The organism is Bradyrhizobium sp. CCGUVB1N3, assembly GCF_024199925.1.
GTDB lineage: Bacteria > Pseudomonadota > Alphaproteobacteria > Rhizobiales > Xanthobacteraceae > Bradyrhizobium.
Genome location: NZ_JANADR010000001.1, coordinates 7,743,810 through 7,764,806 on the forward strand (window position 1 = coordinate 7,743,810; position 20,997 = coordinate 7,764,806).

Consider the following 20,997-nt stretch of genomic DNA (forward strand, 5'->3'; position numbering starts at 1 on the left):
ACAGCTCGGCGGCATTATCGAATGCCGCCGAGATATCACCGGCCACTCCATCGAACGCGCCTGTGTCGACCGGGAGCTATTTGTCGAACCTTTGCCGTGTCTTGATTTTCGGCCAGAAGCGCTGCGTCTTTGGCGCAATCAAACGCGAGCTCAGGCGTCACTCCTCCATGGACCCCGTAGACTGGTCGCATGAAGGGTGACGGCCATCTCGGCCGCCGATATCTTATCTAATCTATCGCTACGAGACTGGCACGGCCAACGTGATTGGCGCTGCGGCGGACCAATAAATAGGCCCGGTCTAATCTTCGCCGAGCTGGCGCTGCTGTTGTAGCTTAGTCCTGAACGCTTTGCTCGGCTAGTCGTCACCCCAACCCGCGCTTATAGCCGAAGACCGTCGTTGCCGGACGTTGGAAGTCATCCCTCCCGTTCGGGAGGCAATTAGTCCTGAAAACGAATGTTGATGGAGCCACCCCTCGAGCTCGCAGACGTATTGGACCGGCGCGTCATTACTGGGTAAAACTCGGGGTATATCACAGTTCGCATCGGCCATTTTCCGCGAGCGCCCGTAGCGATCTCGTGCACAGCTTTGCATGCAGCTTATCCAATCTCGCTAATCCCTCCTCAATCAAATTCGTGGGAAGGTAGCTAAAGCACAGGCGTACATGCTGCCCACCTCGTGGGCCATAATGACGGCCATGCACAAGGTGCACGTCGTGCTCGCAGCGCGCAGCCTCAATGAAAGCTTCAGCCTCAAGTCCAGGGGCGAGCCGTACCCAAAACGAGAAACCGCCGCTTGGAAGGAGATAGTCTGGCTCGCAAAACCGGCTATCCTGCAGCAACGTGTTCAAGCTGTCGCGCTTGGCACGATAATGCTGGCGTAGTCGCACAATGTGCGTATCAAGTGCGTCCGACTGCAGCAACGATAAAACAATATTGCTGACAATAGGGCTGACGCCGCCGTCGCATTTGAGGCGTGCCAACCTGGTGATGACATCCGAATCTGCAAGGACCCAACCCACTCGCAATCCCGGTCCAGCCAGCTTGGAGATGCTGTGGATATTTATGACGTTGCCGCCTGGCGGCAGCCAATCAGCTGCACCATTGTACGGCAACTCCGAATAGACGAGATCCTGTACCAACGCCACCCCATGCTGGGCTAGCATCGCTGCAAGGCGGGCCATATGGTCGCGCGATATCTGGCGCCCGGTCGGATTATGAAATGCTGGCGACGTGTAGAAAAGTTTCACGCGGGCATTGCGGCGCAAGGTCGATTCAAGCTCGTTCAGATCGACGCCATCGGCGCTCATCCCAAGCTGGAGGATGGTGGCCCCCGCGATCGAAAAGATGCGCAGTGCACCCAGGTAAGACGGGTCCTCGGTCAGGACCACATCGCCCGGGTCGAGCCAGGTATCGCAGATCAGTTGCAGAGCCTGTGAAGCACCAGCGGTAAGGATAACCTCCTGATGCTGCACATTATAACGCTGTGCGAGCCTTGTTCGGAGCTTGGGCAAACCGACCGCATCCGTATATTGAAGCAGATCAGCGGTGGCGACGCCGGTATTTTGGCTTAATGCGTCCGGCCAGGCCAACTCTGAGAACATCGCCGGATCGGGAAGCCCATACCCGAAATTGATGGCGTGCTTCGTAGCTGAGTAGTTGAACGGCGCAAAGCCCTGAGCGAGGGAGCTGCGCGTCGAGACAGGCGAGTTCATGGCTTGCTCATTCATATCCTGCAATCTCACTTAGCTGGCGCCGGCGAAAACGCTCATTGTACGCTGCGATGAAATGCGTGGGTACCGCGGCGCTGAGGCGTGGGAAGTCTATCTTTGGTGGCAGGCCAGCTTTCGCCGCCAGCTTCCCGAAGGACGGCTGCCATGCTGCACCGAAGAAATGCCGGCCATATCGGATCGAAAGTTCAGGTACCACAGGGTACAGTAGGCTCAGGAACAGCGAGAGTTCCATGGCATTCCACATGCCGCTGTTGTCACGGGCAAAATCGGCTACCTCGAAGTACCCATCGACGATATCAAGCGCATCCCAAAATCGGAGTTCCTCGATTGCATCCGCGTAACGCTGAGCCAGGATGCGCAAACGAGATCTCAGGCGTCTGCTGTCCAATGTGCGTGCGTTGTTGGCATATTGGCGCAATGCATCTTCCCAGACCCGAAGCTGTGATGCCGCCGTGACCAACCCGTCAACATTAAACTCGTTTTCGTCAGTGCCGAATGGCCGTGCAATTTGAGCAAGCGCGTAACGAAGTACATTGGGATCCACCGCGTGCGCCACTTCGTCTGCCCAAAGTGCATGGTCGCGACTGGTCGAAAACTTTTCGCCCTCGAGCTTGTAGAAGTCTTGGATCGAGTGGTTTGTGGGAATAGGATAGCCACGCGCGAGCAGGGCGCCGGTCACACCTATCGTGTAGTAGAAGCGATTGTCCTGGCCCATGAAAAACATAAGGCGGGTGCTAGGGTCGTGCATGGTTGATTTGGCGTCCAGAAAATCATTGGCGCATTGCTCACGAATTCCGGTGTCGAAGCACCATAAGCCTTCAAACCATGTGAGCAGGGTTTGGCCGAACAAGGCTTCTGGGGTTAGTAGCTCCACACCATGACTGAAGTGGCGCGACATCGGCAAACCATGCACATCGGTGGCGAGCCAAGCTCGCGCCTTCTCCCGCACGGCCTCGGGCCATGCGCTTTGTCCAATGGCTGCGTCCAGCGCCTGGGCGAGGCGGGGCGTATCGAACACGGCCTGCTCAACGGGCCTTAGTACAAGATTGTGGCCGCAGGTGGTGTGCCGGGCATTGCATAATGTGTCGTGGCGAATTGCCAGGCCACAGTTCTCACACAAGTTACAGTCGGTCGCTGAATTGCATGCCGGACAATTCCCGATTGCCAGCGAGTCCGCGACAAATTCATCGCAATGCTCGCAATAGAGTTGAACACCTTGGCGGACCTCAACGTAACCGGCCTCCTGCAGCTCGCGGAAAATCGCTAGCGCGTTCTCCTTGTGTATCTCGCTGGACGTGCGAACGAAGACATCAGGCGTGATGTGAGCCGCACGCAGGCACTGCAGGATTTCGTCAATATGCTTTTGCGCGACCTCGCTAACGGGTTGCCCGAGCTTTCGTGCCTTTAGAAGCGTATATGTGCCATGCTCATCTGCGCCCGTGATATAGTGCGCGCGATGGCCGGCCATACGCTGAAAGCGGACGAAGATGTCGGCGAGCAAGTATACGCCGCCGACGTGACCGAGATGTAATTTACCATTGGGGCATGGGGGAGCCGGACATACGAAATAGGTGCGCATGTCAATCCCACCAGATCGAGAGGAATTTCAGAGTGTTCTCCTGGCTGAGATTGCGGATGGCGTGGGTCTGGTGCGGGGGCATGTAGAACAAAGTCACGTCCTTGACCGACCGGATCTGCCCGGAGGCCTCGAACTCTCCCTCACCGGAAATCAGCACCCATAATTCGTGCTCATGGTGCGCGTGCAGATCGACCGCGCCACCGGGGGTGACCTCAACGACTGAGGCACCGAACTCGGGGCTGAGATCGTCCGGCAAATGCTCCAGCAAGCGACAAACCAGTACGCCGTATTCGGTTCGCATCAGGGAGCGATCGATCTGCTTCGTGTACACGTCGTCTTTCCTAAAGAGTAGCGATCACTCGCGATAGAATATGCCGTTAGGCGTCTTTAGATCTTGGAGATCAGCGATCTTGCCCTCCGGTGGATTATAGGCACGCTTCATCCGGTTGTATTCGGCACGATCAGGACCGCCAGTGGATGCCCGCTGGAACACCAAATAGAGCGTGCGACGAGAGCGATCGCTCTTGTTCGGTAGTGAGTAGTGGGGCGCGTAGTCGTCGAAAATAAACACGTCGCCGGCCTTCCACGACACCGGTTCCCATTCAAAGCTCTCGGCCACTTCCGGGTTGATGACACCGCCGGCATCCATGGGAAATACTCCCTCCTTATGGCGCCGAGGGGTGAAGAATAGGCCTCCATTGTCAGGAGCCGAATCGTCGATCGCAACGGCTGCTACGGCATGCACCATTCGCTCCGGGAGCTTGTGGGGGATGTGATATATGTCCTGATGTGGGCGGTACCCGCCGCTATCGGGATACTTGAAGATCAGCAGCTCCTTCAGCATCCGCGTGTCTTCATCGAGTAGTTTCTCGATCGCGGTGCAAATGCGACCGTCGGCCAGCAGCGTCTGGCGTAGCGCATCATGGTAGTCCAGGAAGTTCTCGACCTTTGAGATGATCTTGCGATCATCTGTGGTCTTCTCGAACCACATCATCCATTTGTCGTTGCTTACTTCCCAGCGAGAGACGTTCTCGACGAAACCAGAGATCCTGTCGCGCGTAGGTGCATCAAAGAAGCCTTCGAGTCGAAGATATCCATCCTGATGCCATTTCGCCTTTTGTGCGTCGGTCAGCATGTCGTGAGCTCCTTTCTCATGTTACAGAGAGCCAGTTGTTGCCTTCGGGCGGAGTGCGGTTGCGAGCACTCCGTTAAAGGCGGTCGCACCCAATAGCGTGAGCAACATCGCTTCAAGGCCAAATTCGCGGATCAACTGCCCTCCAAGGAACGGAAAGCCGAACAACCCGAGAAAATAGGCTAAGGTGAAGATCTGTGAGGTAACCGGTACGGAGAGCCCACGCTCGCCAGCGAGATTGACGGCCATTCCATTAAGGGTGGAATAGCTGAGCCCGTAGCCTGTGGCGAAGATTGCGGCGGCCAGAATATAGAGCAGTTCATCGCCGGAATTAATAAGCAACAACGCCAAGGAGGCGGCGGTCGCGATAAAGAGCGCGAGCGCAAGCCGGTGTACGGGCACTCGGTCCAGCGTATGGGCGACAGAAAAGCGGAGCGCCACGCTGGTAATGGTGAATACTAGGAAAAAGAGGTCGGGATTGAGGTCACGTGATGCTGCATAGGCGCTCTGATAGGTCGATAGCCCCGAGAAGATGCAGGCGGCAACCGCGATCATGAGGATCGGTGCGGCCGTCGCGTGTCGAAGCAGGGCGATGGTCGTGCCCAAGGTGATCTCGATGTGAGGCATCGGCACCGAGGGGATGCTCAACATGGCATTTCGTGCCACGCCTATGCAGATGGCCGCGACTGCGCAGGCCATCGCGAACAGTGCGTACATGATCGCCATTGACCCCGTGTATTCTGCCAGAAAGTGGGCGAGCGGAGCCGCTAGGCCAAGCCCGGCCATCTGTGCGCCAGACAAGATCGTCAGATGTTGGATACGGGCTGTGGGGCGCAGATGGCGGATGATCTGCAGCGGCGACAGGATGAACAACACTGACCATCCCACACCGACGAGCATGCCGCCTAAATAAGCTATTCGCGTGTCGAACACTGCGGCGGCAAAAGCTGCCATGGCGAGCGCCATCACGACCGTGGCGGCAGCCATCGTCTGCATAATGCCGATACGCTGAGCAAGACGGCCTGCCAGGCAGCAACACACGATTGTCGCAACCATGCCACTTGAGATCATGGAGCCCGCGACGTCGTGCTCCATACCGAGGGTTTCTACATATTCCGGCAGCACGAAGCTCGTGCCATAGGCTGCAGCAATGACACTAGACGCGAGCAAAAATGGTCCGGAGGCGCGGAAGGGCAGTCTGCTAGCGAGGCGGTCCGCAGCTCCAGGGGGCACATCGACAATACGCAAGATAGGGGACCGTGCCGCGTTCATGTGATCGCGCTCATGTTTTCTGCCGATGTCATTGCATCCGATAGATCGTTCAGTTCTGCATCGTCCGGACTCTCGTAATCACCCAGGAGTTGCCCAGATTGATCGAGATAAAACGGCTGCCCGAGGAGGCTGTTGATAATGAGGCTGTTGCGGTACGCCACCAGCGACAGATTTGCGCTCTGCAATCCGTGCTGCAGACGGCTTTGATTCTGCAAATAGACCGGTCCCGGCATTTGCTGCATGAAGCTGACCGCGTAGTCCGGACCGAGCACGGGCAGGTCGTCCTCCATGTGGGCGCTGCCTAGGAGCGACTGCAGAAAGAGAGGCGTGCGCGGTTGGAAGCCCGTGGCGAGCACGATGCGATCAACGACGATACTGTGATGCTGCTGCCTGAAAAGACCGGCCAGATCGACTAGCCAGCGCTTGTCGAGAGGCGTGATGTGCTTCAGAACGACACTGGGGAGTAAATGAAAGCTCTCAAGAAGCGCACCTTCCACGTCTCGTTCATACAAAATGTCGTAGAGGCGGTTGCACAATTCGGCAGAAATGCCATCGCTTGTCAGCTTTTCCCGCTCAATGATGGCACGACGGTGCTGAAGCGGCAGGGCGTGAAAGCGCCGGCTATAACCGGGCATATAGGCCTCGTTGACGAAGCTGGTATCGTCCATTGCAAACAGGTTCGAGCGCGAAGTGACCCAGGTAATCCGGGGAACATCGGGGCGATTGAGCATGTGCTCGACAATCTCCGCGCCGCTTTGACCACCTCCCACCACGAGCACATGCTCGTTCCTGCGTGGTGGGTCTCGATCAAGATAGTCAGCTGCATGGTAGATAGTAGCGCAAATGAGAGGTTTAGCGCACCGGGGGATCTTTGGCTCGACGCCAACTGCTATCACCACGGCGCGCGCAAGGTATGTGGTTGTGCTCGTACTGACGCGATAGGCGTCCCTGAAGGGGGCGATGTCGACCACTTCCTCGTTGAAGCGGACCGTGCCGAGTTGACGTGAGACCCACTGGTAATAGTCAGTAAACTCCCGCCGAGAGGTCGAGGCGTTGCGTTTGTTGATGAAACTGTAGAGCCGTCCGTTTTGTGCGAGGTAATTCAGGAAAGAATAGGGACTGGTGGGGTTGACCAAGGTCACGCAATCCTTGAATGGCGACACTTGCAGGCGGCTGTTCGGCAGCGCTAGTCCCGGATGCCAGCAAAATGCCCCGCGCTTCTCCAGGAATAGTGCGCGTAGCGGGGTAGGTTCAATCAGCGCTGCCAAGCTGAGATTGAACGGACCGATCCCGACGCCAATGACATCCAGCGTATCCACGAAGCTCTCTCTCGCGCTTGGTTAAGGTCTTCCCCGCTTGAGAAAGGCGGTCAGTTGCTGCGTATGGAAGCCTACAATCTGACACCGCGTGAGATACAAGTTGTTTTATGTCGCAGTGAACCGGATGCTTTGGAGTGCGGTGCGTCTCCTCACAGACCGAAAACCGCGCTTATCCTGCGGAGCAGTTTCATGGAAAGCGAAACGATGGAAGACCGCGTAAAGCGCTGCCCGGATATAGGTTACGGTGGTGACCGGTCGTGCCCTAAGCGCGCGCCTCGGCTGTTGAAAGCGCGCTCTATGGGTTGCTGACCGAACCAACGGGTCGAGAATGCGATACGATTTGAAATGTTGGGGATGCCGTCGCCTGACTGCGGCGGAGGCGTACGAGAGGAAAGCCCGCCGTCACGCTTGGAAATACTCTGCGAGCCACAAAAAGTTTCTAAGCAGAGCCTCGCCCTGGTGGGTCAGTATTGATTCGGGATGGAACTGCACGCCGTAGGTAGGTTGATCGCGATGTGCAAGCGCCATGATCTCGCCCTCGTCCGAACGCGCCGTTACCATCAGATGCGACGCGTGCAACTGATCGATCTCCACAACGAGTGAGTGGTAGCGCCCCACGCAAAGGGGCGAAGGAAGTCCTTCGAATAGCCCTCTGCCGTCATGCGTAACGTATGAGGACCGGCCGTGCATGGGGCGACGTGCACGTGCCACCGTTCCGCCGAAAACGCTACCAATGCATTGATGCCCAAGGCAGATGCCCAAAATCGGGAGACGACCTGAAAGGTCGCGAACGACCGAAGTCGATATTCCGGCCTCCATTGGGGTGCAGGGACCGGGGGAAATGACCACGGCGCGCGGCTTGAGACGAACAATATCGTCGATGCAAATCGCGTCATTCCTGATCACTTCCGTTGCTTCACCGAGCCTACGGAAGTAGCGGGCTATGTTGAAGACGAAGGAGTCGTAGTTGTCGATGATGACAATCACGAATCACCGGAAGAATTGGCGCAAAATGCGTCAAACATTCGCTGTGCCTTGACGAGTGTCTCCTCGTATTCGGCCGCCGGATCCGACATCGCCGTTATCCCGCCACCTGCGTGAAACACGGCCATGCCGTCGTCGATGGTGACAGTGCGGATCGCAATATTCGTATCCATGTGGCCGCTGAAGGCGATGAAGCCGATCGCTCCGCAATAGACCTCTCGTGCGACTTGTTCGATTTCCGCAATAATTTCCATCGATCGGACCTTCGGCGCCCCGGTAATGGAGCCGCCCGGAAAACAGGCACGAAGAAGGGTGATGGCGTCTTGGTCCGCTGCAAGCTCACCAGTTACGACCGATACGAGGTGGTGCACCGAGGCATAGGTTTCGAGATTGCACAGCGCAGGAACGTCGACCGAATGCGGAGTGCAAACACGTGACAGATCATTCCGTAGGAGATCGACGATCATGATGTTCTCGGCACGATCCTTGTCGGATGTGACCAGGATTTGAGCGCGACGCTGATCTTCCCTGGAATCAGTAGAGCGCGCGATCGTGCCTTTGATGGGGCGCGTTTCGACCCGTCGTCCGTCGAGTTTCAGGAATCGCTCCGGCGAGCTCGATGCAATGGTGAGATTGCCGTTGCGCAGCAGCGCTGCAAACGGTGCGGGGTTCATTGATCGCAGTTGGCAGTAGAAGGCAACAGGATCAAATGAGGTCGGCAAGCGCGTACTAAAGCGCTGCGCAATGTTGGCTTGAAAGATGTCTCCAGCCAGAATCAGATCGATGACGCGCTGTACAGCCGCAATGTAGGCCGCGCGGCTGAAATTCGATTGCCATGGTCCGACTGCGCCGTGGGCCTCATTTCGCGGCGAGGTCGAGTTGGCAAGGAGAGCTGCAAACTCATTGGCTCGACGGCATGCACGCGCGGTGCGGCGTGCGGGATCCTGCTCCGGCCATCCTGTAGACACGATCCAGCATCTCTTCCCACGGTGATCGTAGCTGACGACCACGTCATAAAAATGCAAGATGGATTGAGGCAAACGATGTCCGGAGGCTGCCGGAACTGGCAATCGCTCCAGTGTCCTGTTCAGATCATAACCAAAGAACCCGGCCGCTCCTCCCTGAAAGGGCGGCAGATCAGGGCGATGCTCTTGCCGATACCTCGCAAGAAGCGTGCGAAGGACTTCCCAAGGGCCGTCGTCAAGAACCTCTCCGTTCCAACTCGCCCGACCCTCCGCGACGATATAGGTGCCGAACGGGTCGCAGGTCAGATATGAGTAGCGCCCAAGTATCTCGTGGCTTGCTGCGCTATCAAGAAACGTAAGATGGGGCCTGCGGGCGAGGCGCCGCATCGCTGTGACAGGGGCAATCCATGGCAGTTCGCGGACGTGCATCGGGCTGTCAGTCACTAACGAATGGCATCCGCGCGCCGCGATCTACGGCCCGCGCCAAACAATAGCGACGTTCGATCGGAACCCGCGAGCTCATGAAACCGGCGGTCAGCTTAGTCTCCGCCAGTGGACACAGCGCGGCGAGTGAGCAAACGCACATCGGTCGATACATTGCAGTCTGCCGCGTACCGCAGCTCGCGGAGTGGGCGTACCCGCCTGATCGATTCCTGGTATAGATCATGCGCTTTGTAAGCTGCGAGTTCCGCCTCGTTGTCGAATTCACCATAGACGATGACGTCGATGTCGTTTCCGAGCTGGTCGCTCTTGCAATTGCGAGCAACCTCGAGCCGGCGTGCATGCGGGATAGTCGTGAGAACCGAGAGGCCTTCGATTATCCCGTCAATGTGCCCCTCATCCTTGGCGGTGAATAAAACGATGTGACGAATCATGGATGGCTCTAGCGTTGCTATCAGAGATGAGGCGCATGACTAACTTGGGATCGAGCCCTCTGCAACGCCCCGCTACTGCATCGCTGGTTGACGATCGATTGTTGACAGTGTCGCGCCTCGCAAGCTGCAACTGAACACCCAAGAGCCTCTTCCCGATCAGGACGTCGGAAGGGCCAGGCGTTCAATGGTTTGAATGTGACGCGCGAGCAGGTTACAGGCTTGATCAAGGTTGCGACTTCGCAGGGCCTGCAAAATCAGGCGGTGATCTTGGTTGGACCGTGGGCGCCAGCCTGCCGTCCGCGCCATCGCGAACACCAGCCGAGAATTTGCAAGCTGTAGTTCGTCGAGGCTTGCAAGCAGACGCGGCATCGCACAGGGCGCAACCAGGGCGGAGTGAAAGGCCCGGTTGGCCATCTCAAACTCCTCAATCGTCTTGGCATTGTCTCCCTCAATCAGGGCAAGTTCAATGCGTGCCAGATGGATCGATGAGAGCTTTGGGGCTGCATTGCGTAGCGCGACCACCTCGAGCGCCGCACGCATCTCGGCGATCTCTTTCACCGAATTCGTGTCGAGCGGAGCGACCCGCACGCCGCGGCGAGGTGCACTCACGACAAGATGTTGAGCCTCTAATTGTCGAAAAGCCTCCCGCACCGGGACGTGGCTCGAATTGAATTCCCGTGCGACATGATCCTGCCGGAGCGGCGAGTCCGGCTGCAAAGCGCCGTTGATAATGCGCTCACCAATCGACTCTGCGATGCGTCCAGCAGTCGTCCTGTTCTCACTCATCATAGATTATCTATCGGAAAAATGGGTGCGCCCCGATAGCACATCGATTAGCATCGATCCAATGTCGATGACGATAGATAATTCACATAATTATCTATGATTACGGGTTCAAGGACTATGGATGTTGCTGTTGGAGTTGACCGGAACGGAAGCTGCGAGCTCGCGCAGGTCGGCCGCAAATGGAAGCGTAGCGAGGCCGAAGCGCTCTATGGTCTGCCGTTCGCTGAGCTGATGTTTCGTGCGCAAAGCGTTCACCGCGATAACTTCGATCCAAATCACGTCGAAACAGCAAGTCTGCTCAGTATCAAGACGGGCGGCTGCCCGGAAGACTGCGGCTACTGCGCGCAGAGCGCGCACTACGAGACGGGGGTGAAAGCGACCCGCCTGATGGATTGCGCCGATGTGGTCGCCGCCGCGCAGCGTGCCAAGGAGGCTGGCGCAACCCGCTTCTGCATGGCTGCGGCCTGGCGCACTCCGAAAGACCGTGATCTCGATCGGGTCTGCAAGATGGTCAGCGCCGTCAAAGACCTTGGCATGGAAACCTGCGTCACACTCGGCATGCTGACACCGAAGCAGGCGGCACAGCTTTCCGAGGCGGGGCTGGACTTCTACAATCACAACGTCGACACCTCGTCTGAGTTCTACGGCAGGATCATCACAACCCGCACGCTGCAGGACCGAATTGACACGCTTGAGCACGTGCGCGAGGCCGGCATCAAGATCTGCTGTGGCGGCATTATCGGCATGGGCGAGCGCGTTGAGGACCGTCTCGACATGCTCGTCCTGCTCGCTAATCTCCGAAAACCTCCGGAAAGCGTGCCGATCAATCTTTGGAACGAGGTCAAGGGGGTTCCAGTCAATGACAGCGCGGAGCGTCCGGATCCGATCGCGCTCGTGCGTCTGGTCGCAACAGCCCGGATCATGATGCCGAAGAGCGTCGTGCGGTTGTCCGCCGGACGGCATGCCATGACCGACGAGTTGCAAGCGCTGTGCTTTTTGGCCGGTGCAAATTCAATTTTTATCGGGGACGTGCTGTTGACGACTAAAAATCCGAAAGCCGATCACGACGCAAAGTTGCTGACCAGGCTCGGCATCACATCCGGACTTGCCTGAACGAAACACGGCGGCGAGCTGCAAACTCTTTTGCGCTTAGGTGAGAAATGCAAATTACCTTGATGAAAGGCAAAATTCACCGCGCCTCGGTGACCGAAGCCGATCTGCACTATGAAGGCTCGATTTCAGTCGATCGTACACTGCGGGAGGCGGCAGGGTTCCTGGTCAACGAGCGCGTTGAAATCTACAACATCGAAACCGGAGCGCGCTTCGCCACCTATGTGATCGAGGCGCCGCAGGGGTCGGGCATCATAGGCCTGAATGGTGCGGCTGCGCGCCTGGCGCTACCCGGAGACAAAATTATCATCGTTGCATATGCCTCCTTTGACGAGGCGGAAGCAAAAACATTCAGACCGCGCGTTGTGTTGGTTGATCGAGAAAATCGAATATCGCCGGTTTGATCGCCGAGCGGCCATTCGAAGCCGTTTTTCTGCGCGCATGGTGAGAACTTTGCGCGATTTCAATGCCCTCAGAGTGCAAAATGAATTCAATCCACGCGGGAAAAGCTGTCCGATATATCTCGGCGTTGAACGTCCTGAAAGAAGATCACCGGTTGCGTAGCCTCAATCCGCGTGCAGGAATCGATTTCACGTCGAACGACTATCTGGCGCTCGCGAGCGCGCCGCGCATGAAGAAGGCTGTGTTGGCGGCGATCGAGGCCGGCACACCGATCGGAGCCGGCGGGTCGCGGCTCCTGCGCGGCAATTGCGAGGAGCACGAAAGCCTGGAAGCTGAAGCTGCCAGGTTCTTTGGGGCCGAGACAGCGCTCTTCTTTGGCGGCGGCTATGTCGCAAATTTTGCGGTCCTGACAACTGTGCCGCAGAGGGGCGATCTGCTCGTTCTCGATTCTCTGGTGCACGCGAGCATTCATGAAGGCGCGCGGGCAGGCCGCGCGGACTTTCGGATAAGCGCACATAACGACCCAGATTCGGTCGAAAACACGATTCGTGATTGGCGGGCAAATGGCGGAGTGGGTCGAATCTGGATCGTTGCCGAAAGTCTCTACAGCATGGACGGCGATTTTGCGCCGCTCCAAGAGCTGGTTGCGCTCGCCGACCGGCATGATGCGTTCCTTATGGTGGATGAGGCCCATGCCACAGGTGTTTACGGCGAGAAGGGGCGGGGGCTGACCGCGCCTTACGAGGGGCGAGATAATCTCCTGGTCGTTCATACTTGCGGCAAGGCGCTGGGCGCTGCGGGGGCGCTCGTTACTGCGTCCGGCGTCCTGCGAGACTTCATGGTCAATCGGTGCCGTCCATTCATCTTCGCCACCGCCCCCTCGCCATTGACGGCCGTCGCCGTACGAGAGGCGATTCTGATCCTCCAGCAGGAACCCGAGCGTCAGCAGCGTCTCATCGACTTGGTCGCATTCACACATCGGCAGATGAAACAGCGCGGTTGGAAAAGTCCTTCGGTCTCGCAGATCGTACCGTTCATCGTAGGCGATAACGCAGGTGCGATGCGGCTTGCCTCGGCGCTGCAGGCTCGCGGCTTTGACATCCGCGGCATCCGGCCGCCAACCGTGCCGGCGGGCACGGCCCGTTTGCGAGTGTCGCTAACGCTCAACGTCCTCGAAGACGACGTATGCTCAATGCTCGATGCCTTGGCCGAGGAGACAAAAGGTGAACTTCGATGACTCCGCGGATCGTGGTAACGGGCACAGATACTGGAATCGGAAAGACGGTGTTTTCCGCGGGGCTCGCGAACCTTCTCGGCGCGAACTATTGGAAGCCGATTCAGGCCGGCCTCGATGGAGAGACCGACACCGAGACTGTCGCGCGGCTCGGCGGCTTGTCGGCCGACCGCATCTTGCCAGAGCGCTACCGCCTTCGAACACCAGCCTCGCCTCACTATTCGGCCGAGGTTGACGGAGTTCGCGTCGAGGCAGATTCGCTCGATGTGCCAGATACTGGTCGGCAGCCATTGGTTATCGAGGGCGCGGGCGGCCTCATGGTGCCGCTGACTGGCGATACACTTTTCATTGATGTGTTCGAGCGATGGCGTCTTCCAGTCGTGCTTTGCGCGAGCACGGCGCTGGGCACCATCAATCACTCACTGCTGTCGATAGAAGCGCTCCGAAAGCGTGAGATCCCCATTCTCGGGATGGCCTTCATTGGCGAAAGAAATGCCGAGACTCAGACCGTCATCCGCGAGATGGGCCGGGTGCGTTGGCTGGGACGATTGCCATGGCTCTCGCCCCTCACCGCGGACACGCTGCAGGCCACATTCAAAACCTCATTCCGGGCAGATAGTTTCAAGTTGTATGCCAAAGAATAAATCTCCGATCTGGCATCCGTTCACGCAACACGCTCTTCAAGACGAGATGACGAGAATTGTTCGGGGGAATGGTGCCTATCTCCATACCGCCGATGGTCGCCGTATCATCGATGCAATCTCATCCTGGTGGGTGGTGACGCATGGTCATTGTCATCCATATATCGTGCGCGCGATTCAGGAACAGGCGGCCAAGCTCAACCAGGTCATCTTTGCCGGGCATACCCATGATCCTGCGGAGGAAGTTGCGGCACGACTCTTGAAGTGCGCACCCCCTGGGCTTGAGCATGTCTTCTTTTCCGACAGCGGCTCAGCCTGCGTGGAAGTCGCGCTAAAAATGGCACTCGGCTATTGGCATAATATCGGCAAGCAGCGAATACGCATTATCGTGATGCAACATTCCTATCATGGCGACACGGTAGGCGGGATGTCAGTTGGTGCGCGGGGCGTGTTCAACGAGGCGTACGAGCCTTTGTTGTTTGACGTCACCTCAGTCCCGTTTCCCGCGACAGGTCGAGAGCAGGACACGCTCGACGCCCTTGAGTCTGCATGTCGAAACGAAATTCCGGCAGCCTTTATTGTGGAGCCTCTGATATTGGGGGCCGGCGGAATGCTGATGTATCCAGCCTGGGTGCTCAGAGAGATGAAACGGATCTGCGAGGCATCGGAGGTCCTGTTCATTGCCGACGAGGTCATGACGGGTTGGGGCCGCACTGGAACACTCTTCGCGTGTGAGCAGGCCAATGTCACACCCGATATCGTCTGTTATTCCAAGGGAATTACGGGCGGAGCGCTTCCCCTCGCGGTGACGCTCTGCCGAGCGGATATATTCGATGCCCACTATTCGAAGGATCGGACGCGCACGTTCTTTCATTCGAGCTCATATACCGCAAATCCCGTGGCCTGCGCGGCCGCAAGAGCCAACCTGGATCTTTGGCAAGATCCCGAAACCCGCCAACGCGTGGCGGCGATCGGCGCGATGCAAGAACAGGCAATTGAGCCATTCCGGGGCGATGCGCGCTTCGGAAACGTTCGTCAAACCGGCACCATTACAGCGCTCGATCTGAAGACGAACGATGCGGGCTATCTGGCGGACATCGGTCCGAAGCTTCACGCCTTCTTCAAGAATCGAAATCTGCTGCTACGGCCGCTCGGCAATACGATCTACGTGATGCCGCCGTACTGTGCGACAGCGGCGGATCTTGATGAAATCTATGCGGGCATCTGGGATGCCGCCGATGCGCTGGCTGGAAGGAACGCTCTGCGTGCATAGGCACTCGAGCGCCAACTTCTTATTGTTCCGACCGATGGGGGAGTATCGCGCTTACCCGATCCTGAGTCCGCGGTGGGTTTTGACGAAGGAGCCGGTAGAGGTTCGTCACGCTCGCAAGATTGAAAGGGGCATCCGACTTATGGACAGCTCTCGTTTGTTCGTGGGGCGCGGCAACCGCCGCCCGGAAGCTAGTTGAGATCGCGGCTGGCATTGAGCCGGTTCAGCAGGGCGCGATCTTCACCACTGATGAACGCGCCGTTTCACTGGTCAAGCGGAGTTGGACACGATTTCGGGCCCACTGCCTGACGCTGTTGCAGGGGTCTCCCGAGTGACGAAGGGGGGCTGACTGTAAATCGTCGTTTGTGAAGAACGTTCTGAGTACCGTTTTTACGCAAGGTGTGGCTGCGATGGGTGGCGACAGAGTATCCATAACAGGCCGCGTAAATGTTCTGCGAGCCAGCGGCGGAGCAGGCTGAAGTTGTAGCCGGTGGCGGCGAGCACGGCGTTGATGCGGTCGCCGTCGCGGCCCTTGAGATGGTTACGGCGCATCCGGTGGTCGTCCTTGAGATGGCCGATCACAGGCTCGACGGCGGCGCGGCGACGCGGATTTGATACGCAACCAATTTTGCGACTCAGGCTATGTCTCGACCCAGCAGTTGGGAGAGAGGACTGTCGTCATGTCACCAATAGAACTGAGAGCTGCTGGGCCGGCGGACGGTTCGTTGCTTTCTGATCGGGAGCACGCTGTTTGGTCTGAACATGCTGATCACCTGCCTGCTGTTCAGGATGAACCGTAACGATGCGTTCAGTTCGCTGCGGATCGGCGCGTACAACAACTTCCTGCGGTTCCGACTGACGGAAGATGGGTTCGACATGTTTGTGGTCGGGCTGGAGAACGTCCCACAGCGGGATGACTGGAGCGCCAATCCCAAACACGACAAAGACAAGCCCGATCCCGAGGTTCCGGTGTTCGTCCCGAAGGTTGAATTCAAACCGCATCTGATTGAACGGCTTTCGATCAGACTGGGGCCGAAGCGGGCCGCTCCAACCGCCTAGTCCTACGCGGCGTCCGCCACAGTCGATTTGCCAGGTGGACTGTCCGTAAAAGTCAGATATTATTGACTTTTTGTCCGTATTATTCGAATATGTCCGTGTCGGTCTATTCGAGCATTGCAGACAAGAGCGGCACCTTAAACGATTTTTACGGACTCTCCCCTTGAATATGGGCAGGATACTCGAATATTAGAGCTGGAAGCGGGTTCTAATTCGACTAATGCGGACCAAAATGGGCGTTTAACCGACTTTAATGGACGGTCGTCCTCCTTATTCGACCGCAGCGGACACGGCTATGGCGACCTACGGCGAGATCCTCATCACGACAAAAGACGACCAGGCCGGCAGCCGGCAGATCCGCAGGCGCGCCCAGGCCGGTGAACTTAGGCAAATCGTCGAGCGCGTCTATACGTCAAATCTGAAAGACGGTCTCGAAGCCGTCGTGGGGCGGAACATCTGGTACATCTTACCGCACCTGTTTCCCAAAACGGTGGTGACATCTCGCACCGGCGCAAAGATGCGACCATATCAGCCAGAGAAGGGCGGGAAATCTTACGTATTCCTCACAGGGCCATACTCCAACCGGACAGTCGAGCTTCCGGGCATGGAAATTCGACTAATCGAAGGGCCGTCGGCTCTGCCTGGCGACAGTCCAATGATCACCGCCGAGTTCTATTCACCGTCCCGCCCACGTTCTCTACTTGAGAACCTCAAACCCACGCGGACACGGGGCGGAGTGCAGCGAAATCTGAGCGATGCCGAATTCGAGGACTACCTAGTCACCCTGTTTGACTCGGGCGGGCCGGACAATTTCAACAAAATGCGCGACGAAGCGAGGAAGCTCGCACCTCAGCTTAGCGCTGAGGAAGAGTTCAAGAAGCTCGACCGCCTGATGGGCGGTTTGCTCGGAACGCAAAAAGTGCGCTTCGCGAGCAAGGCTGCGGAAATTAGACGGGCGGGCGCCGACAAAAACTGCTGCGCCCGACTGCAGGAGCTGTTCGCGCACCTCAAGTCGCTATCTTTTCCTGATCGGCCCGTATCCCAGGACCAGGGGGTGAGACAGTCGAACGCGTTCCTCGAGGCCTACTTTTCCAACTTCATCGAAGGCACCGAATTTACGGTGGTAGAGGCGAAGCGCATCGTCTTCGAAGGCGTCGCGCCTATCAACCGTCCCGCGGACGGGCACGACGTGATCGCAACGTACCGGCTACTCACCGACGAACGCGCACTGACGGCGGTGCCTGCTGACTATCAGGAGTTCGAGAACATGCTGAGGGCGCATCACGCGCTCTTGATGGACGCCCGTCCCGAAAAGCAGCCTGGCAGGTTCAAGACAGTCAACAACAAGGTCAGCGGGATCTCAATGGTCCAGCCCGACCTGGTCGTTGGCACGCTGAAGTACGGCTACGATCTCCTGCAGGGGCTCACCGAACCTTTCGCACGTGGCGTCTTCCTCCATTGTCTGATCGCGGAAGTGCATCCGTTCGATGACGGCAACGGACGCATATCGCGCATGCACCTCGCTTCAGAACTTTTGAGAGGTAACCAGGCGCAAGTCATCATTCCGACCGTATTTCGCGGCGACTACATCGGAGGCATGAGGGCGCTCACGAAGCGAAGCGAACCAGGGCCCATCACGCGCGCGTGCTTGCGCGCGCAGGAGGTAGTCTCAACCATACATGAGGCCACAGTGGACGGCGCCATTGAGGCCTGGGCGAGGACGAACGCATTCGTGAGAGAAGGACAGAACGCCAGATGGGAAAACTACGACGCCGCGACGGAGATTGAGTGGCGCGACGAAGTACCCGCCACAAAGGACTATTGGAACGCCGAGGATAACCCACAGGGTTTTCTTTCTCCGAATGCGATGGGCCGCTGAGAAGGCAATGGCGGGTCGCCATCGTGGCAGGCTCCCGATGAACTCGATCAACGTCGTGACGCGCGCCTGAAACCCGGCCATGTCGTGCTTGAGTCGCGGCGTGGCGGTCAACGGCGGCTAGCGCCGGGCGGTGGCCTCGTGTCTACCTGCCGCGCACGAAAGCGTCGTCCCAAGATTTTGGTTCGGCATGAGCTGCGCCCAGCTCAGGTCTCTAAGACTACTCGGCTGCCTCCGCCATATATTCGCGATCCAGGAGCAAAGGGTCTTCGGCGATGGCACGGGTCGCCCAGTGTTCGCACCAAGCGACCCAAGCATGCATCATTTCCCGCTTTCGTATGGCGCGACAATCAATCAGGATGAGAACGCCTGGTCGCCGCCGCCCACTTTCGGCGAGCCCGTGGGTCCGAAGAGTAGAATTGTCTCGTAACGTCTTTCGAAGAGACCCCTTCAAGATGGTCCAAAATGAGGTCTGCTTCTTCTTCGCCGAAACCGAGATCGCGTTCTCCATAAGTCGCAAAGGCGTGACGAACTTTATGGGGTGAGAAAATTGGCGCCGGGCAATCATCGCTGCCGCGATGTGCACCCGTGACCGCTCGGCGACGCTGGCACGTACCAATCAGTAGCTGAATTCCCAGGGAGATGCGCTCGGAGAAGTATCCTTCACGTGCAATTACGAGCGCACGCCCCACCTCAATCTCGGGGCGCATCACCTTTCTCGTCTTCTGGATCGAATTCATCCTCGCCAATCTCAACTCGCGTTCGGGGAGGAGCTTGCAGTTTTAGCATCACGCCATCTGCCACCGTTCGTCTGATCTTGACGGACAGCTTCAGCGAGCCAGTTCCAAAACCGTCTGATCGTGCGAACCATGCCTTCGGCCACGGCTTCCGCGCCGCGCTGATGGACCGCCGCAATGGCCTCTGCCATCTCGTTCCGCGTGATCGTATTGACCATGCGATCGTCGAAGCGACAAAGCTCGCGGGGTTGCGGTTTCTTCCGGTAGTCGACGAGCGTCCCGCTGCTGGTGGCGAGGATCAGCATGCCGATGCCCCTGATGATGATCGCGATGCGCTCCCTGATCCCGATGACGCCGGTCAGGGCGATGATCGCGGCGATCATCGCGGTAACCACAGACCAGCGCATCCCCGCGCGCTTGCTTAGTTGAGTTTAGCCGGTGCCTGGACTTCTCCCGGACGGCTCCGTCGCGGAGGAGGTGGTTCAAGCCGGCAGCAATCTGCCAGGAATGCCGCGAACGAAGCGATGTTGCCTTGTACGCTCGCGCTCTCCAATGCCTTCATATACTCGTCGCGTCTGTCGACGGGGATGATGGTCCAAGGCAGTCCTCCCGATGCCATCATGACATTCATGAGAAAGCGTCCTGTTCGACCGTTACCGTCGGGAAGGGGATGTATGAAGGTGTAGATGAAGTGTCCGAGGACGGCTCTCACGCGCGGATCCTTCTCTTCCTTCAGGCAGTCCAGAAAGGCCTCCATGGCGTCGGGCACCGCTTCCCATGCGACCGGCGTATGTCCGGAGTTCCTGATGAAGACGAAGTGAGTGCGGTAGCCCGCAAGATTTTCGGGCTTGATGATGCCTGCCTGGACTGAAGGCTGAAAGAGAGCCCGGTACCAGTTGAGGTGCTCCCGATCGGTGATCTCGGCCGCATCCTCGCCGTTGAGCACGCGCACCACCGAGGCACGGACCAGTTGGAACGCATCCCAGTACCCCTTCGCGGCCATCGCATCCTTTTGCTTACGGTCTCCATCGCTGCCGTCAGGATCCCAATTCCCGGTCCTGACCTTCTCGATCAGGTCCTCGGTGACCGAATAGCCTTCGATGGAAAGCGAGTGATATGCATCCGAGGTGTACCGCTCATCGATTGCCGTCAGATATCCGTCGTGATCGTTGATGCGGCGCGGCTCGATCTTGAAATTCTCAAGCACCTTCTCGCGCATTTCCGCCCACATGAGGCGGACCCGCGTCATAATCGGCGGCGCGGCCCGGATGGGGAGTTGCATCGGGACCGATGCCTTGAACGGATCGGTGTCTTCCCTGACGTCGTGGCCGGCCGATGTCATTGTGGTGATGATCTCGTCGGCGGCTCGAGCATTGCCCAGCAGTCGGTACGCCCCGGCAATCCGCCCCGCCACGGCCGCATGTCCGCCCTCAAGGAGAACCTTCGAGATCGGGCTCACATTCCTCAGTGATCCGAGCACGGCGATGAGGTCGTTCTTCTGGGTCTGCCAGAAGATGGGCGCACCAGCGCAGATAGCCTCTGGCGCCGGGAAGGTCCGCACGCCGGCGGTCTCGATCGGCGTCACCGGAAGTTGGCGCACTTTGTAAAGATAAAGAGAAGTGCCGTGGAGGAGGGCCTGTGTCTGGTTATTGGCGGACGGCGCCGCAATGACCACCTGTTTGGGAATGTTAAGATTTGCGGCCAGCAGGGGAATTGAACTTTCCGCCGAGAGGACCCAGTCGCTCTTGAAGCGCTCGTCGCAATAGGTCCGGCAGAACTCCCAGAAGGACGAATACCAGGAGGTGCTGTCGCCCGACCCTTCCTCCAGGCGCGTCATCAGGACCCATCCCTTGATGATCTCCTTCAGGAACCCGGCCCCCAGCAGCCGCTCGCGGTGAGTGCGCGAAAGCTCCTCACTTTGGAAAATTCGTCGCTTGCCACCATTGCTGAGGTTCTTCAGTTCGGTGAGGGACTGAGCGAGTTTTTCGTGGAGGGAGGGCATTTTGAACTCCCGGGGTTCGATAGTCTG

The 20,997-nt window shown here is 58.1% G+C and carries 20 protein-coding genes and 1 pseudogene; 7 read left to right on the forward strand and 14 right to left on the reverse strand.

What is annotated here, in order from left to right:
• Positions 1 to 530 precede the first annotated feature (530 nt).
• The 10 genes from NLM33_RS36740 to NLM33_RS36785 form a co-directional block, all read right to left on the reverse strand.
• Positions 531 to 1,712, reverse strand: a complete 1,182-nt coding sequence (locus tag NLM33_RS36740; protein ID WP_254103326.1) for a PLP-dependent aminotransferase family protein — start codon at positions 1,710 to 1,712, stop codon at positions 531 to 533.
• Between the two features lie 7 nt (positions 1,713 to 1,719).
• Positions 1,720 to 3,309 carry a class I tRNA ligase family protein gene (locus NLM33_RS36745; protein WP_254103327.1) on the reverse strand — a complete coding sequence of 530 codons (1,590 nt, stop codon included), beginning with the start codon at positions 3,307 to 3,309 and terminating at the stop codon, positions 1,720 to 1,722.
• A 1-nt stretch (position 3,310) separates the two neighbouring features.
• Positions 3,311 to 3,640: a cupin domain-containing protein gene (locus tag NLM33_RS36750; RefSeq protein WP_027527285.1), complete on the reverse strand. Its 330-nt coding sequence runs from the start codon at positions 3,638 to 3,640 to the stop codon at positions 3,311 to 3,313.
• A 24-nt stretch (positions 3,641 to 3,664) separates the two neighbouring features.
• Positions 3,665 to 4,444, reverse strand: coding sequence for a phytanoyl-CoA dioxygenase family protein (locus NLM33_RS36755; protein WP_254103328.1), 780 nt, complete (start codon positions 4,442 to 4,444; stop codon positions 3,665 to 3,667).
• A gap of 21 nt (positions 4,445 to 4,465) precedes the next feature.
• The gene (locus NLM33_RS36760; RefSeq protein ID WP_254103329.1) at positions 4,466 to 5,713 is read right to left on the reverse strand and encodes an MFS transporter; all 1,248 of its coding nucleotides are present in this window, start codon (positions 5,711 to 5,713) and stop codon (positions 4,466 to 4,468) included.
• Positions 5,710 to 7,032 carry a lysine N(6)-hydroxylase/L-ornithine N(5)-oxygenase family protein gene (locus NLM33_RS36765; RefSeq protein ID WP_254103330.1) on the reverse strand — a complete coding sequence of 441 codons (1,323 nt, stop codon included), beginning with the start codon at positions 7,030 to 7,032 and terminating at the stop codon, positions 5,710 to 5,712. Before NLM33_RS36765 ends, NLM33_RS36760 begins: the two co-directional genes overlap by 4 nt.
• A 402-nt stretch (positions 7,033 to 7,434) precedes the next feature.
• Positions 7,435 to 8,019 (reverse strand): aminodeoxychorismate/anthranilate synthase component II, encoded by a 585-nt coding sequence (locus tag NLM33_RS36770; protein WP_254103331.1) that lies wholly within the window; start codon positions 8,017 to 8,019, stop codon positions 7,435 to 7,437.
• On the reverse strand, positions 8,016 to 9,410 hold the full coding sequence (pabB, locus tag NLM33_RS36775; RefSeq protein ID WP_254106085.1) for an aminodeoxychorismate synthase component I: 1,395 nt from the start codon (positions 9,408 to 9,410) through the stop codon (positions 8,016 to 8,018). Before pabB ends, NLM33_RS36770 begins: the two co-directional genes overlap by 4 nt.
• A gap of 110 nt (positions 9,411 to 9,520) precedes the next feature.
• Positions 9,521 to 9,856: a Dabb family protein gene (locus NLM33_RS36780; RefSeq protein WP_254103332.1), complete on the reverse strand. Its 336-nt coding sequence runs from the start codon at positions 9,854 to 9,856 to the stop codon at positions 9,521 to 9,523.
• 156 nt (positions 9,857 to 10,012) lie between these two features.
• Positions 10,013 to 10,645, reverse strand: coding sequence for a GntR family transcriptional regulator (locus NLM33_RS36785; RefSeq protein WP_254103333.1), 633 nt, complete (start codon positions 10,643 to 10,645; stop codon positions 10,013 to 10,015).
• A gap of 114 nt (positions 10,646 to 10,759) precedes the next feature.
• Between NLM33_RS36785 and bioB the strand changes: the two genes are divergently transcribed.
• The 5 genes from bioB to NLM33_RS36810 all read left to right on the forward strand — a co-directional run bounded on the left by bioB (position 10,760) and on the right by NLM33_RS36810 (position 15,302).
• Positions 10,760 to 11,755, forward strand: a complete 996-nt coding sequence (gene bioB, locus NLM33_RS36790; RefSeq protein ID WP_254103334.1) for a biotin synthase BioB — start codon at positions 10,760 to 10,762, stop codon at positions 11,753 to 11,755.
• Positions 11,756 to 11,802: 47 nt separating this feature from the next.
• Entirely contained in the window at positions 11,803 to 12,156 is a 354-nt protein-coding gene (gene panD / locus NLM33_RS36795) for an aspartate 1-decarboxylase (RefSeq protein ID WP_254103335.1), read from the forward strand.
• An 80-nt stretch (positions 12,157 to 12,236) separates the two neighbouring features.
• Positions 12,237 to 13,391, forward strand: a complete 1,155-nt coding sequence (locus tag NLM33_RS36800; protein ID WP_254103336.1) for an 8-amino-7-oxononanoate synthase — start codon at positions 12,237 to 12,239, stop codon at positions 13,389 to 13,391.
• The gene (gene bioD, locus NLM33_RS36805) at positions 13,388 to 14,032 is read left to right on the forward strand and encodes a dethiobiotin synthase (RefSeq protein WP_254103337.1); all 645 of its coding nucleotides are present in this window, start codon (positions 13,388 to 13,390) and stop codon (positions 14,030 to 14,032) included. The genes NLM33_RS36800 and bioD overlap by 4 nt, the downstream gene beginning before the upstream one ends.
• Positions 14,019 to 15,302, forward strand: a complete 1,284-nt coding sequence (locus tag NLM33_RS36810; RefSeq protein ID WP_254103338.1) for an adenosylmethionine--8-amino-7-oxononanoate transaminase — start codon at positions 14,019 to 14,021, stop codon at positions 15,300 to 15,302. The genes bioD and NLM33_RS36810 overlap by 14 nt, the downstream gene beginning before the upstream one ends.
• A 387-nt stretch (positions 15,303 to 15,689) precedes the next feature.
• On the opposite strand, the pseudogene NLM33_RS36815 reads toward NLM33_RS36810, so the two are convergent.
• Positions 15,690 to 15,905: pseudogene (locus NLM33_RS36815) on the reverse strand (IS5/IS1182 family transposase); the annotation flags it as partial.
• A 156-nt stretch (positions 15,906 to 16,061) separates the two neighbouring features.
• Here NLM33_RS36815 and NLM33_RS36820 point away from each other — a divergent pair.
• Positions 16,062 to 16,358: a hypothetical protein gene (locus NLM33_RS36820; RefSeq protein ID WP_254103339.1), complete on the forward strand. Its 297-nt coding sequence runs from the start codon at positions 16,062 to 16,064 to the stop codon at positions 16,356 to 16,358.
• Between the two features lie 292 nt (positions 16,359 to 16,650).
• Positions 16,651 to 18,234, forward strand: coding sequence for a Fic family protein (locus NLM33_RS36825; RefSeq protein ID WP_254103340.1), 1,584 nt, complete (start codon positions 16,651 to 16,653; stop codon positions 18,232 to 18,234).
• Between the two features lie 347 nt (positions 18,235 to 18,581).
• On the opposite strand, the gene NLM33_RS36830 is transcribed toward NLM33_RS36825, so the two are convergent.
• Genes NLM33_RS36830 through NLM33_RS36840 form a run of 3 tightly spaced genes read right to left on the reverse strand, consistent with a single transcriptional unit; the run spans position 18,582 to position 20,970 of the window.
• A complete protein-coding gene (locus NLM33_RS36830; RefSeq protein WP_254103341.1) occupies positions 18,582 to 18,971 on the reverse strand; it encodes a hypothetical protein in 390 nt (129 codons plus the stop codon).
• A gap of 11 nt (positions 18,972 to 18,982) precedes the next feature.
• Positions 18,983 to 19,351 carry a hypothetical protein gene (locus NLM33_RS36835; protein WP_254103342.1) on the reverse strand — a complete coding sequence of 123 codons (369 nt, stop codon included), beginning with the start codon at positions 19,349 to 19,351 and terminating at the stop codon, positions 18,983 to 18,985.
• A 38-nt stretch (positions 19,352 to 19,389) separates the two neighbouring features.
• Complete coding sequence (locus tag NLM33_RS36840; protein ID WP_254103343.1) at positions 19,390 to 20,970, reverse strand: Fic family protein; 1,581 nt, start codon at positions 20,968 to 20,970, stop codon at positions 19,390 to 19,392.
• Between the last annotated feature and the right edge of the window lie 27 nt (positions 20,971 to 20,997).

Excerpts from the sequence above, each read along its gene's own strand:
- NLM33_RS36740 (WP_254103326.1), bottom strand. The coding sequence starts at position 1,712 with ATGAACTCGCCTGTCTCGACGCGCAGCTCCCTCGCTCAGGGCTTTGCG.
- NLM33_RS36745 (WP_254103327.1), bottom strand. The coding sequence starts at position 3,309 with ATGCGCACCTATTTCGTATGTCCGGCTCCCCCATGCCCCAATGGTAAA.
- NLM33_RS36755 (WP_254103328.1), bottom strand. The coding sequence starts at position 4,444 with ATGCTGACCGACGCACAAAAGGCGAAATGGCATCAGGATGGATATCTT.
- NLM33_RS36760 (WP_254103329.1), bottom strand. The coding sequence starts at position 5,713 with ATGAACGCGGCACGGTCCCCTATCTTGCGTATTGTCGATGTGCCCCCT.
- pabB (WP_254106085.1), bottom strand. The coding sequence starts at position 9,410 with ATGCACGTCCGCGAACTGCCATGGATTGCCCCTGTCACAGCGATGCGG.
- NLM33_RS36780 (WP_254103332.1), bottom strand. The coding sequence starts at position 9,856 with ATGATTCGTCACATCGTTTTATTCACCGCCAAGGATGAGGGGCACATT.
- NLM33_RS36785 (WP_254103333.1), bottom strand. The coding sequence starts at position 10,645 with ATGATGAGTGAGAACAGGACGACTGCTGGACGCATCGCAGAGTCGATT.
- bioB (WP_254103334.1), top strand. The coding sequence starts at position 10,760 with ATGGATGTTGCTGTTGGAGTTGACCGGAACGGAAGCTGCGAGCTCGCG.
- panD (WP_254103335.1), top strand. The coding sequence starts at position 11,803 with ATGCAAATTACCTTGATGAAAGGCAAAATTCACCGCGCCTCGGTGACC.
- NLM33_RS36800 (WP_254103336.1), top strand. The coding sequence starts at position 12,237 with ATGAATTCAATCCACGCGGGAAAAGCTGTCCGATATATCTCGGCGTTG.
- bioD (WP_254103337.1), top strand. The coding sequence starts at position 13,388 with ATGACTCCGCGGATCGTGGTAACGGGCACAGATACTGGAATCGGAAAG.
- NLM33_RS36810 (WP_254103338.1), top strand. The coding sequence starts at position 14,019 with ATGCCAAAGAATAAATCTCCGATCTGGCATCCGTTCACGCAACACGCT.
- NLM33_RS36820 (WP_254103339.1), top strand. The coding sequence starts at position 16,062 with ATGCTGATCACCTGCCTGCTGTTCAGGATGAACCGTAACGATGCGTTC.
- NLM33_RS36825 (WP_254103340.1), top strand. The coding sequence starts at position 16,651 with ATGGCGACCTACGGCGAGATCCTCATCACGACAAAAGACGACCAGGCC.
- NLM33_RS36830 (WP_254103341.1), bottom strand. The coding sequence starts at position 18,971 with ATGAATTCGATCCAGAAGACGAGAAAGGTGATGCGCCCCGAGATTGAG.
- NLM33_RS36835 (WP_254103342.1), bottom strand. The coding sequence starts at position 19,351 with ATGATCGCCGCGATCATCGCCCTGACCGGCGTCATCGGGATCAGGGAG.
- NLM33_RS36840 (WP_254103343.1), bottom strand. The coding sequence starts at position 20,970 with ATGCCCTCCCTCCACGAAAAACTCGCTCAGTCCCTCACCGAACTGAAG.